Raw genomic sequence first — 12485 nt, 5'->3', positions numbered from 1 at the left:
ACCCGCCCAGACAGGAGCACGGACATGCAGCACCGCATCGTCGTCCTCGGAGCCGGATACACCGGAGCCACCGCCGCCGGCCGCCTCGCCAAGAGGCTGCGCCGCGAGGACGTCACCATCACCCTCGTCAACCCCGAGCCCGACTTCGTCGAGCGCGTCCGGATGCACCAGCTCGCCACGGGCCAGGACCTCAAGCGCCGGCCGTTCAGCGAGATGTTCGCGGGCACGGGCGTGGAGCTGAGGCTGGCGAAGGTCACCGCCGTGGACGCGGACCGCAGGACGGTCTCCGTCACCGGCGCCGACGGCCCGGCCGAGCTCGCCTACGACACCCTGGTCTACGCCCTCGGCAGCGGGTGGAACGACGGAGACGTCCCCGGCAGCGCCGTACACGCCCACGAGTTGGCCAGCCGCCCGGGCGCCCTCCGCCTCCGCGACCGCCTTGCCGCCCTGGACGCCGGCATGGCCGTGGCCGTCGTGGGCGGCGGACTGACCGGCCTGGAGGCAGCGACCGAGATCGCCGAGGCCCGCCCGGACCTCAACGTCTCCCTGGCCGCGAACGGCGCACTCGGCGACTGGCTCTCGGAGAAGGGCCGCATCCACGTGCGGAAGGTGACCGACCGGCTCGGCATCGAGGTTCACGAGCACGCGGCGGTCACCACTGTGACGGCGGACGGCGTGACGACCGCCGACGGACGGACCGTCCCCGCCGCGGTCACCGTCTGGACCACCGGCTTCGCCGTCCACCCGATCGCCCGGGCCACCACCCTGGAGGTCACCGACCGCGGTCAGATCGTCGTCGACACCACGATGCGCTCGGTCTCCCACCCCGATGTGTACGCCGTCGGCGACGCCGCGCTCGCCATCGGCCCCAACGACAAGCCCCTCCGTATGTCCTGCGCCTCGGGCGTCCCCATGGCCTGGCAGGCGGCCGACGCCATCGCGGCCCGCCTCGCCGGTACCAAGGTCCCCCACGTCTCCATCCGCTACTTCCAGCAGTGCGTCTCCCTCGGCCGCGGCGAGGGCCTGATCCAGTTCGTCACGGCCGACGACCGAGCGGTCGACCGCGCCCTGACGGGCCGCGTGGCCGCCCTCTACAAGGAGCTGATCTGCAAGGGCGCGGCCTGGGGCGTCGCCAACCCGACGGTGGGCCTGCCGTCCCGGCGCCGCCGCGTCGTACGGCAGGAGCCCCAGGACCGCGCCCGCGCGGAGGCGACGACCGCCTGACCCCGCCCCACCCGAACCGACCGGAGCCCCAGGCCGCAGCCCTGGGGCTCGGACGGCGCGACGGGACAGGACGAGGGTCTCTTGGTCACGGCGAACCATCTGGGTGGGCTGAAAAGCCCGGAGCAGGGCACTCGGTCCCTGCGGCACCAATGGGCGCCGCTCCCGAAGAGAAGGAGAAACCCGTGTACATAGGCCTGGGAACCGTCGTCCTCATCATCATCATCGTCGCTGTCGTCATGCTGCTGCGCCGCGGCTGACCACGCCCCGCGTTCCGGCTGGTCAGCGATGGACCACACCCCGCCGCGAATTCCCTGCTCCAGGCCGGGACGGTCACGATCGACGGAGGAGCCGTTGGCGGTGCTGCGAGAGTCGTGTGGCCCGCTCACTGGGCCGAGTCGCCTGATCCGCCATGGCCTGTCCCGTTAATCCCTGGCTGCGTGGGCATGAGGCTGGCAGGATGACGGCCATGACCGCATACCGAAGGGCCGATGCCGCGTAGACGGCCTGGCGCTCTGCGTGCCCAGCACCATGGTTCTCGCGTCTGGGAGGACCCGCCGCCGAGTCGGATCCCTGGGCTCTCCGCCCTTACCAGCCTGGGGATACATCGAGTGGAGCGCCTCTCGGACGACTATTACGTCTTCCCCGGCGCCACTGCCTTCGCGCTGCGACGTTATCGAGCGTTCCCGCAACCGCCGGGGCGGCGGCCCTTGTATCCCCAGGACGCCCACTGCTCGTGCCGCGGCTGTTCCTTCGACGATGTGAGGCATGCCCGCGACGTCCTTGAGGAGGTTCTGCGACAACTGCCCTCACGGTCCCGCGCCGAGCTGAAGCACCGCGTGGCCTCCCTGGACGCCGTCTACCTTGAGCGCACTCTCCCTGATCCTTTCGCCGATCGTCGGCAGTGGCGTGCCGACCTCTGGTGGCGTCGCCGCCTCACGATGGGCGGGGAGGCCATGTGAGGTTCGTGGTCCGATCCAGGGCTGAGAGGCTCGCGGCGTGACTGGTGAATCCGTGCCGTCATCGACCCGCGATACAGACAACTCGAAGCCATCTCCGCGCCAGTCACACCTGACGAGGCGCGTGCTCTGGCTGCCTGCTTCGGCCCCGACGACTGCTATGGCGTCGCCTGGTCGCTGCTGCACCTGATCGAGACCAGCCCAGGGGCTCTGCCGCCAGTGATCCGCCCGGGCCCCAAGGCCGACGCCTGGCATCACACGCTCTGGAACCGCTGGGGAAATCACGGATTCACCGACGAGGACTCGACGCGTTAGAGCCCTGAGGTGTCTGGATGGCCCCGTTCACCGTCTGAGCCCATGCTGCTTCGGAAAACTGGTGACCATGCTGCGGGCGCGACTGCCGGCTCAGAAGCGACGGAGGCCACCACGCGCTCGGCGGCCTCGCGGATTGATCCCGGTGTTACTGGTCGCTCGCGGGCGTGCTTGGCAGCGGCCATCGAGGGTTCTGCGAGCTCCGGCAGCACCACCGTCCGCGCTTGTCGTCCGCTCGCGAGGACACGGTGCTGACAGTGGGTGACCCTGAGTGCCCAGGGTGCGTGCCCGTGGAGTGCGCCGGGTCAGCGCGAAGGCAGGGGGGTGGAGAGGATGCTTTGATGGAGGGGAGGTGCCTATGGAGCCTTTCGTTCGCAGCGCGGCCCTGAGCGGCTACACAGACCTGTGCCGCGCTCTGGATATCTCCTCGGAAGCGCTGCTGGTACGCGCGGGCCTTGAGCCTGACAGCCTCGCGGACCAGGACAGGTGGATCCCCGCGAGCGCGGTTGCCCGGCTGCTGGAGATCTCAGCGGAGGCATCCGGCCGATCCGCTTTCGCCCTGGAGATGTCCGGTCTGCGCCGCCCGTCCACGCTCGGCCCCATCAGTCTCGTGATCCGGGAAGAGCCGGACCTGCGCAGCGCCATCGAGGTCCTGCTTCGGCACCAGAGTCTCTACAACGAAGCCCTGAACTGCGCGCTCAGCGAGGAGGGCGGCCTGGCCACGATCATCGTGAACCTGCGGCTGGCGGAGACGGTGCGGGCGCGGCAGGCGGTCGAGCTGACTGTGGGTGTCTACCACCGCATCCTGCGGGACTCGCTAGGGAGCGGGTGGGGGCCTCTCACTGTCTGCTTCACGCACCCGGCGCCACGCGATCAGGAAGACCACCGGAGCATGTTCGGCTGCCGGGTGGAGTTCGACCGCGCCTTCAACGGGATCGTGCTGTACACCGACGACCTGGACACTTTGAACCCCGACGCGGACCCGCAACTCCTCGCCTATGCCCGCCACTACCTCGACATGGTCACGGATCAGCCCACGCAGACGCCGATGGAGGAGCGGGTACGCGCCCTCATCGAGGCGTTGCTGCCCGCCGGCCGGTGTTCCATCGAGCAGGTCGCGCGCAGCCTCCATGTCGACAGCCGCACCTTGCACCGTCAGTTGGCAGCCTCGGGGGAGTCGTTCGCCTCATTGCTCGACACCACCCGTGTCCAGCTGGCGAAACGGCTCGTGGCTCACAGGGATCGCTCACTGGCGGAAGTGGCGGGCCTGCTGGGCTTCTCGTCGCCGAGCGCGTTCTCCCGATGGTTCCGGGAACGCTTCGGCTCCAGCGCACGCGACTGGCGCATACGCGCCATGCGCCAGGCCGACGAACCGCTCGAACCCGCCGCGGTCGCCCCACGGAACCACATCCCGGATTCATGACGCGGCCCCACCGCGGAAGAGACATGACTCGTTCCTCGCCATGAGGGCCGACCCCCTCAAGGGCGACGGAGTCCACCACGCCCTGCTCGGTTCGCCCGCCTGCGCAGGGCGATCAAAACCGGCGCCGTTCATCTTCACGCGAACGCGTTGTAAGCCAACTATGGCCGAACCCCTATCGGGGGATGCATAAAGGATTCATATAAATCCGCTATGCTTCAGACATGAGTCGCCGAGACGCCGCGCACGGCGCTTCCGATGCCATCGGGTCAGCCCTCTACGGTCTGGCCACCAGGGCCGTGAGACGCCTTCCCCGCGACATGAGCCTGACGTCCGCCGCCACCTTGGCCACCTTGGACAAGACCGGCCCGCGACGGATCACCGATCTGGCGGTGGCCGAGGGCGTCACCCAGCCCGCGATGACCGTCCTGGTCCGGGTGATGGAGGAATCCGGGCTGGTCGAGCGGAAGGGCGATCCGTCCGACAAGCGGGTCACGCTGGTGTGCCTGACCGAGGCCGGCGCGTCGTACGTCCGGACGCGACGCCAGGCGGGCGTCGACGCGTACGCGCGGTTGATCGACGAACTCACCGGTGACGAGGTCGAGGCCTTGGCAGCGGCCCTTCCGGCGCTGCTGCATCTGGCGGAGCTCGAAAGCCACGCCCGAGAGGGGTCGGACCGGTGACCGCGGCCCAGCCTCAGGACCAGCCCATGAGCACTGCCCTGATACGTTCCGAGGCACGTCTGCTGGTCCCCGCCCTGGTGTTCATCGCCCTGGTCGTGGCGGCGGTCGCCAGCCTCGGGACGCCGCTCATCACCAGCGTGGCGACCACGTTCCACGTCTCCCTCGACAGCGCGCAGTGGACGCTGACCATAGCCCTGCTCAGCGGCGCCGTCGCCACACCCGTCCTCGGCCGGCTCGGAGCCGGTCCGCACCGGCGGGCCACGATTCTCGCCACGCTGGCGATCGTCGTCACCGGCAGCGCGCTCACCGTGCTGCCGCTGCCGTTCGCCTGGCTGCTCGTGGGCAGAGCGGCCCAAGGCGTCGGACTCGGTCTCACGGCGCTGATGATGGGCGTGGCCCGCGACCATCTTCCCGAGGAGCGCAGCGCGGCCACGATCGCCCTGATCTCAGTGGTCTCCATCATCGGAGCCGGCGTCGGCTACCCGCTGGCCGCGCTGCTCGCCGAGTTCGGCGGACTGCGGGCCGCCTACGGCCTCGGCCTGCTCGTCACCGCCATCGCCTTCGTGACCGCGTGGCGCTCCATGCCCGCAGCTCCCGAAGGCCGCTCCGCTCACGTGAACGTGGCTGGTGCGCTCGTCCTGGCGGGTGGACTGCTCCTCGTCCTGTTCCTGGCCGGCGAGAGGAGCCTGTGGAGCCGACACCTCGCCGTGGCGGTGACCCTTGCCGTCGCCGCCGTGCTCCTGCTCTGCGTCTGGACCGTTTCCGAACTGCGAACCAAGACGCCGCTGGTCGACGTCCGGGCGGTACGGCATCCGGCGGTCGCCGGGGCGAACATCGCCATGTTCGTCGGCGGGAGCGGCATGTACCTCCTGCTCACGCTCATCACCCGCTACGCGCAGACGCCGCACAGCGCCGGCTACGGCTTCGGACTGACCACCTTCGTGGCGGGGCTGGTCCTCATCCCGTTCTCCGTGCTGGGGTTCGTCGCCGGCAAGCTCACGCCGCGGGTCCGCGAACGGATCGACGGCCCCCTGCTCCTGGCCGGCAGCGCCGCCATCGTCGGCGGCGGGTTCGTCCTGTTCGCCACCGCCCGGTCCAACCTGGCCGAACTGCTCGCGGCGATGGGCGTGCTGGGCTTCGGTGTCGGCAGCTTCTCGGCCGCCATGCCCGGTGTCATCCTGGCCGTCACCCCCAAGAGCGAGACGTCGAGCGCCATGAGCTTCAACTACGTCGTCCGCAGCGTCGGGTACTCCCTGGGCAGCGCCATCGGCGGTCTGATCCTGGCCGCCGGCACCGCCACGGGCCGCCTCTTCCCGGACGACGACGCCTACACGACCGCGGCGCTGGTCGGCGTCGCCGCGATGGCGTTCACGGCGATGGCCGGCCTCGCCCTCGCCCGCCTTCGCCCACCCGAGACCAATCCGATCACAGCCCCAGTCGGTGTGCCGGGCCTGGGCCGGTCGAGTCGAACCGAAAGCTGAGGATCGAAGCCGTCCGACTTCGACGCCGTCTCCGTCGGCTCGCTGACCCACAGCGCGCCGGCCATGGATCCGAGCATGCTTCTGATCATCAATTCCGAACACGGGAGGTACCGTGGCCAAGGGCTACTGGGTCAGCGTCTACCGCACCATCGCAGACCCTGAGAGGCTTGCCGCCTACGACAAGTTGGCCGGTCCGGCCGTCAAGGCCGCGGGCGGGCGGCTGCTCTCCCGCGGCAGCCGGGTCGTCGCACACGACGCCGGAATCGCCGAGCGCACCATCCTGATCGAGTTCGACAGCTTCGAACAGGCGGTCGCCGCACGCGCGAGTGCGGCCTACCAGGAGGCACTGGCCGTACTTGCTGACGGTGTCGAGCGCGACTTCCGCATCATCGAAGGCCTCGACTGACGATCGAGACTGCAGTCGGCGACGAACGCGAAGCCGACTGCGGGGGATCACCCCGGCTCGTCAGCGCGCCGCACCTTCGCGAAGAGCGTCAGGCGCCGGTGGCATCGGCGGTGATGTCCGGTCCGGCGACGGTTCCCGGCGGGGCGGCCGCACGGACGTCGCCCTCGATCTGGCGGGGGTGCGTTCGACGAGGTTCCAGCGGCCGATGTGGGTCATCAGGGCGGCGCCGGGGTTCGGGGTCGCGATGTTGGAGAAGGAGAACGTGCCTCCGCCCCCTCGGCCCCAACGGGTGGCGTACGCGGGTCAGTTCCGCTCCGGCACACCAAGGACCGCGCAGACGGTCCGAGCTATGTGCCGTGGGGTCGTTGCAGGGTCGTGGGCGGGCAGCAGCAGGTGGCTGAGGGTGAGGCGTACGGCCAGATCGGCGGCCGCGGTGCGGCGGTCCTCGGCGGTTTGCGGGGCCGTCTCGCCGAGCCACGCGCAGAGCAGTCGCCGACTGTTGGAGAAGACGGGCTCGGGCCTGCTGGTCAGGAAGGGCAGCAGGGCATCGGTGCTGCCGCGCGTGGCGGTCAGTACGGCGCCGATGAACGGGTTGACCGCCGCCTGCTCCAGGGTGTGGGCCACGGCCGCCTCCAGCGCCGGGGCAAGGCGACCGCGGTGGGAGTCCAGTATCGCAGAGAGCCCGATGAGGAACGCGTCCGTCTCGTACTCCACCAGGGCGCGGCCGATCCCCGCCCGGTCACCGAATTCCTTGTAGATCGACGGGCGCGACACGTCGGCCCGCAGGGCAAGGTCAGCCACCCTGACACGGTCCCAGCCGTCTTCGGCAGCCAGCGATCTGGCCTCGGTGATGACCCGCTCGCGCATGTGCTTGCGCCAGGCCACGCGGGGTGGATCCGGCCGGGAATCTGGTGTCGCGGAGGCGTGGCCGTCAGACATGACCGCAGTGTGCCATGACGGACGCGGGGTGCTCGCGCACGTGGTGCTGTGAGGGAGGTCCGCGCGGGTTGTCGTACGACGGAGCCACTCTGCGACGCCGGGCCGCCGTCACTCGGAGCCGCATCCGCCCGTACGTGTTCTGACCGCTTCGGGAGATGGACGCCGCGTCCGTACAACGACGGCCTGGACTGCCCTTTGCCGCGCGCCTCCGCCGGTCCCGCCCGGGAGTCGGCGGAAGCGCGCTTGGCGACGAGCCTGCCACCCTCCGCGAGGTTCGACAAAGGGGGCCCGGTGTAAGCGTTCTGATGGATCGTCACGTAGAAGCGTGTCGGCTCACCGGCACCAACCTGCATAACCGGCGCCACTGACATGTCGGCCTCGGAGTCGCCACCCGACGCCAAGGGCGACAGCCCGCCCCGCGCCCGTCGGGCGCGAGCGGCTGCGCAGGGCCCGGGGAGGGGAGTCGTCATCAACCCATGCCCGTGGGTCGCGGTGAGACCTTGCGGAGGTCAGGGCTCGTCGTACCAAGCGACCGCGGAGATCCGCCAGCCCTGTGACATGCGGACGAACTGGATGGTCTTTGTGCCCTCTCCTTCGAACCGCCGGCCGTCCAAGATCCCGGACTTGCTGTACTTGCTGAACCGCGACGCGATATCGCCCGCGATCTCTGTCCGTTCGGAGGTCTCCCACTCGGAGAACTCGACCAGGCTGCCGTCGGCCAGCAGTTGACGGCGGGGCTCGATGAACTCGTCCACGGTGTAGACGGTGAACTCCGGGCCGGTCTTGACGATCACGCCACCCGGGAGAACCAGCCGACTGATCCGGTCCACGTCGGCGGCCTTGCCGCCCCGGTTGTCGAACGCGCTGAAGAACTCCGTGGTCACTGCGTCTATCTCGTTCTTGGACATGGCGCGACGGTAACGCGAAACAGGGCCGGACACCGCCTGCCTCGACGCCGCCTGGGCCTCCATCGCAGAACGGGGCCGGGCCTGGCAGGATCGCTGCTTGGCGTCGCACCCGGTCCCCGTGATCGGCCGCGTTCCCGCCCGTGCGCGAGACAATCACACCGTCGGGCAACCGAGTTGGGCGGATCCGAGGGCAGCGCGGAAGACGGCGGCACAGGGCCTCCAACTGCTCGTGGACTTCGACATTCACGAGCTGTGCAGCGGGCCCTGTCTCCAAGTACGCACGAGCCGAGCGCCCGAATCGGGCGACAGGCGTCGAGTCGCGTGTTTTCAAGATCGGCAGCGGACCTCTTGTTATCGGTCCAGGCCGCAGGCCACCTCGGCGGTTGTGAGCCACCCGAGGTACCAACTGGCGAAGTCCAGTGGAAGGCCGTCGGTGTCGCGCATCGGATGAAGATCTGTGCCGTTGCAGCGCGGGTCACGCCACATTCGGCCGCGTTCCGATCCGGTGACGACCAGCCGGCCCCGCCGGCTCCCACACGCAGGAGGAACGAGCGGTAGTCCTCGGGCAGGTGAACGTCCAGCCGCGCCTCAAGGTCGGCCACCTCGGCGGCGGTCAGCGTGGCATGGAGCGCAAAGCCGTGCGCCCTCGCTCCGAACACCTTGTCGCTGCCCGGCACTGCGGCCAGAGCCAGAGCCGATCAAGCACCCCGATCCAGTCGGTCATGGCGCCCGACCCTACCGGCGGCCCCGGCGCTCGGCGAGCCTGCGGCTGGGGGTGCTGCGGCGTGCTGCCGGCGGCTACGCGCAGATGTCGGCACGGCGGCCGGCCATGTGTCAGGACGTGATGTCCACCAGGACTTTGCCGACCGTGCCGCTTTCCACTGCCCGGTGTGCGTCGGCGGTGCGGTGGAGCGGGAGGCGTAGCAGCGGCAGACCGTGTTCCTCGCCGACCGGCAGGGCGCCGTCCCGGACCGCGGCGGCGACGTCCTCGACGGCCACGGCGCGTGCCTCCGGGCCGGCCGTGTAGAGCACCAGGAACTGAAGACGTGCGTTGAGCACCATGTTCTGCGGCACGTTCAGTTCGACCGGCTTGCCGCCGTCGTTGGCGTACGTCGCGATCGTGCCGCGCGTCCGCAGCACGGCCAGGTCCAGTGCGAGGTTCGCGCCGAGCGCCACCTCGGTGATGATGTCGACGCCGTCCGGGGCGATCTTGCGGATCTCGGTGGCAGGGTCGCCTTCGCGGTAGTTGATCACATGGTGGGCACCGGCGGCGGTGGCCAGCCGGGCCTTCTCCGGGCCGCTGACCGTGCTGATCACGGTGGCGCCGGCCCAGCGGGCGAGCTGGATCACGGCGTGCCCGACCGCCCCGGCCCCGCCCGCGGCGAGCACGACCTGGTCGTCGAGCGCCCCCGGATGGAGACGGCCGGGTCCGTCCTCGGCGACGGTGAGCGCGCGATGAGCGGTCAGCGCGGGGACGCCGAGTGAGGCGCCGAGGCCGAAGGCGACGTCGTCGGGCAGCGGTACGGCCCGTTCGGCGGGTACGACGGTGTACTCGGCGGCGGTGCCGGTGGGCCGCCCGGCGGCTGCCATGTACAGCCAGACCCGCTGGCCGGCCCGGCTCCGCTCGACTCCCTCGCCCACGGCGTCGATCACACCGGCACCGTCCAGGTGCGGGGTGACCTCGGAGAACAGCTTGGCATGGGCGACGCCTGAACGGGCTTGCCAGTCGGTCGGGTTGACTCCGGACACGGCGACCCGGACACGGACCTCGCCGGGGCCGGGCACGGGCAGGTCACGGTCGACCAGCTGAAGAACCTCGGGGCCGCCGTTGTCGCGGTAGACGATGGCTTTCATGATCTGTCCTTGATCCTTGGCGGATATGGGCTGTGCGCCGTGGCCGGGCGCCCGGGCTGCGGCCGCGAGCCGGGCCAGGTTGGTTCCGGTCAGCCGATGGGGACTTCGTTGGAGCGGGACTCGATGGCATCGAGGGTGGCGAGGGCCGCGGCGTCGAAGGTGATCTCGCCGGCCGCGATGTTGGCCTCCAGATGAGCGGCGTTGGCGGTGCCGGGGATGAGCAGCACGTTCGGGGCGTGGTGCAGCAGCCAGGCGAGGCCGACCTGGGAGGGTGTGACGCCCAGGGACTTGGCCACGGCGTGCACCGCCGGCTCGTCGGTTGCTTTGGGCAGGCTCGGGAAGGCCCCGCCCAGCGGGAAGAACGGCACCCAGGCGATGCCCTCGGCCGCGCAGAGCCGCAGCAGGTCCTCGTCGTCGCGGGAGACGAGGCTGTACGCGTTCTGGACGCAGACGACGCCGGCGGGCAGGGCGCGGCGCAGGCCGTCGAGGGTGACGCTGCTCAGGCCGATCGCGCCGATCTTCCCCTCGTCGCGCAGGGCGGTCATCACCGCGAGCTGGTCGTCGAGGTCGACGACTTGGTCCCCGTCAGGGCGCAGGCCGGGGCCGGAGTCGAGACGGCGCAGGTTGACCACCGGGAGCTGGTCGGTGCCGAGGCTTCGGAGGTTGTCCTCGACGCCGGCGCGCAGTTGTTCGGGCCGCTGCGCGAGACGCAGCGGCTGCGGCCCGCCCGGGTCGGGGTCGGCACCGACCTTCGTGACGACCAGGACGCCGTCCTCGGGGCGCAGCGCCTCGCGGATCACATCGTTGGCGAAACCGAAGCCGTAGAACTCGGCGGTGTCCACGTGGTCGACGCCCAGCTCGACCGCGCGGCGCAGTAGCGCGACGGCGTCGCTGCGGCGGTCGTGCAGGCGCTCGAGCTGCAAGGCGCCGTAACCGATCCGGAAAACGGTGCGGGCGGCTAACGAAGCGGTCGAGGTGGTCATGACGCTGTCTCCTCGGGCGGTGGTGTTCGCAAGGCGGTGTGCAGCAGTTCGGCCAGGTAGAGCGCCATCACCCGGTCGGTGATCGGGGCGACCTGCTCCTGGGCCTCGGCCGGGTCGAGGTGCTCGGCCTTGACCAGGTGGGCCATGACGCAGTCGTGCACCATGGCGCGCATCCGGTCGATCGTGTCGACGACGATGCCGTGGATGGCCGGATTGGTGGTCGCCTCGCCCCAGGTCTGCACACCGACGCGGGCCTCGGCGGGGTCGATCGCGGCGATCAGGCGGGCGAGCAGTTCGTCGGGGTCGGGCGGGGTGTCGCTCGCGGCGTAGTCGCCGAGGGCTTCGGCGCGCTTGGTGAGCACCGCGTGGGCGGAGGCCTGGACCAGGTCGGCTTTGCTGCGGTAGTGGGCGTAGATCGAGCCGTTCGAGAGGCCGGACTCGGCCGTGATGTCGGCGATCGAGGTCCGCTCCAGGCCGTTGCGGCTGAAGCAGCGTACGGCGGCCTCGGTGATCTGGGAGCGCCGAAGTTCCTTGCGTGCGTCGGTAAGCCGCGGCACTGCACCCTCCAGCAAAAGGAATCACTGCTCTGCGTGAAGAGTCCACCATACAGAGTCGCGGCTCTGTTTAGCTTGATGTGGTTCACGGGTGGCCAAGCCCGGCCGTGGACTACGCGCGGCGCTGGGACCTCTCCGAAGTTCTGCGACTGCTTCGGCCAGGAGGTCACCGGCCGCGACGTGGGTACCAAGGGCTGTCCCACCGTTCGTCATCCACGCCCCTCGTCCGCTCCAGCGACTGACTGGCGGCTGACTGGCCGGATCGGGCACCAGGAATCCGCTTGGGCCCGCCCGCGGACGATGCGTACTCTGTCGGACCATGTGCTACCACGCGTTCAACGGCGCCTTTCGGCACTACGTGTGCGTCGCGTGCCGGCTCGCCTTCAAGGGCAGCACGTGGCCGATCCGTAAGCGCGTCTGTCCTGGCTGCCGTGAACAACTCGTCTTCGCCGGCTACGACTTCGCCGCGCCCCGGCGACGTGACACGAAGGCGTGGTCCGTCGTTGCGACCGTACTCGCGGAGGGGCTGACCTACGATCACCGCCCTGGCTGCGGCTGCTCGCGGCTCCCCTCCTTCCGGCCCCGGACCCGAGCGCAGGTGCGTGTCCGGCGACGCGCGGCCGAGCGGCTGGGTCTGCCTCTGTCGGTGACCCTCGCTCGCCGCGACGCCTTCACCCCGGAGAGCCGCGACGAGCAACCAGCCTGAACCGCTCAATCATCGTGCGGGTAGCTCGGGACAGGGGCGGTACCTGCCCATCGGCACGT

At 70.2% G+C, this 12485-nt stretch carries 12 protein-coding genes; 6 read left to right on the top strand and 6 right to left on the bottom strand.

Features of this window, described 5'->3' with window-relative positions; translation table 11 throughout:
• The first annotated feature begins 24 nt into the window (after positions 1 to 24).
• The 5 genes from ACF07B_RS21610 (at position 25) to ACF07B_RS21590 (ending at position 6482) form a co-directional block, all read left to right on the top strand.
• Positions 25 to 1224 (top strand): NAD(P)/FAD-dependent oxidoreductase, encoded by a 1200-nt coding sequence (locus ACF07B_RS21610; protein ID WP_392180121.1) that lies wholly within the window; start codon positions 25 to 27, stop codon positions 1222 to 1224.
• Positions 1225 to 2850: 1626 nt separating this feature from the next.
• Positions 2851 to 3915 (top strand): AraC family transcriptional regulator, encoded by a 1065-nt coding sequence (locus tag ACF07B_RS21605; RefSeq protein WP_392180120.1) that lies wholly within the window; start codon positions 2851 to 2853, stop codon positions 3913 to 3915.
• Between the two features lie 221 nt (positions 3916 to 4136).
• A complete protein-coding gene (locus ACF07B_RS21600) occupies positions 4137 to 4595 on the top strand; it encodes a MarR family winged helix-turn-helix transcriptional regulator (RefSeq protein WP_392180119.1) in 459 nt (152 codons plus the stop codon).
• A 26-nt stretch (positions 4596 to 4621) separates the two neighbouring features.
• Positions 4622 to 6076 carry an MFS transporter gene (locus ACF07B_RS21595; RefSeq protein ID WP_392180118.1) on the top strand — a complete coding sequence of 485 codons (1455 nt, stop codon included), beginning with the start codon at positions 4622 to 4624 and terminating at the stop codon, positions 6074 to 6076.
• A gap of 112 nt (positions 6077 to 6188) precedes the next feature.
• Positions 6189 to 6482, top strand: coding sequence for a DUF1330 domain-containing protein (locus ACF07B_RS21590; RefSeq protein WP_369480484.1), 294 nt, complete (start codon positions 6189 to 6191; stop codon positions 6480 to 6482).
• A gap of 303 nt (positions 6483 to 6785) precedes the next feature.
• Here the strand turns inward: ACF07B_RS21590 and ACF07B_RS21585 are convergent, their stop codons facing one another.
• The 6 genes from ACF07B_RS21585 to ACF07B_RS21560 all read right to left on the bottom strand — a co-directional run bounded on the left by ACF07B_RS21585 (position 6786) and on the right by ACF07B_RS21560 (position 11723).
• On the bottom strand, positions 6786 to 7421 hold the full coding sequence (locus tag ACF07B_RS21585; RefSeq protein WP_392180117.1) for a TetR family transcriptional regulator: 636 nt from the start codon (positions 7419 to 7421) through the stop codon (positions 6786 to 6788).
• A 509-nt stretch (positions 7422 to 7930) separates the two neighbouring features.
• Positions 7931 to 8329 carry a DUF4440 domain-containing protein gene (locus ACF07B_RS21580; protein WP_392180116.1) on the bottom strand — a complete coding sequence of 133 codons (399 nt, stop codon included), beginning with the start codon at positions 8327 to 8329 and terminating at the stop codon, positions 7931 to 7933.
• Positions 8311 to 8988 carry an SMI1/KNR4 family protein gene (locus ACF07B_RS21575; protein ID WP_392180195.1) on the bottom strand — a complete coding sequence of 226 codons (678 nt, stop codon included), beginning with the start codon at positions 8986 to 8988 and terminating at the stop codon, positions 8311 to 8313. The genes ACF07B_RS21580 and ACF07B_RS21575 overlap by 19 nt, the downstream gene beginning before the upstream one ends.
• A 175-nt stretch (positions 8989 to 9163) precedes the next feature.
• Positions 9164 to 10183 (bottom strand): NADPH:quinone reductase, encoded by a 1020-nt coding sequence (locus ACF07B_RS21570; protein ID WP_392180115.1) that lies wholly within the window; start codon positions 10181 to 10183, stop codon positions 9164 to 9166.
• A gap of 89 nt (positions 10184 to 10272) precedes the next feature.
• A complete protein-coding gene (locus ACF07B_RS21565; protein WP_392180114.1) occupies positions 10273 to 11166 on the bottom strand; it encodes an aldo/keto reductase in 894 nt (297 codons plus the stop codon).
• Entirely contained in the window at positions 11163 to 11723 is a 561-nt protein-coding gene (locus ACF07B_RS21560; protein ID WP_392180113.1) for a TetR/AcrR family transcriptional regulator, read from the bottom strand. The genes ACF07B_RS21565 and ACF07B_RS21560 overlap by 4 nt, the downstream gene beginning before the upstream one ends.
• A 316-nt stretch (positions 11724 to 12039) precedes the next feature.
• Between ACF07B_RS21560 and ACF07B_RS21555 the strand changes: the two genes are divergently transcribed.
• On the top strand, positions 12040 to 12426 hold the full coding sequence (locus tag ACF07B_RS21555) for a hypothetical protein (RefSeq protein WP_392180112.1): 387 nt from the start codon (positions 12040 to 12042) through the stop codon (positions 12424 to 12426).
• Positions 12427 to 12485 lie beyond the last annotated feature (59 nt).

It is taken from the genome of Streptomyces sp. NPDC015532 (assembly GCF_043078065.1).
GTDB lineage: Bacteria > Actinomycetota > Actinomycetes > Streptomycetales > Streptomycetaceae > Streptomyces.
The sequence above is the reverse complement of the archived record's forward strand: the minus strand, read 5'-3'. Positions and strand labels throughout refer to the sequence as shown.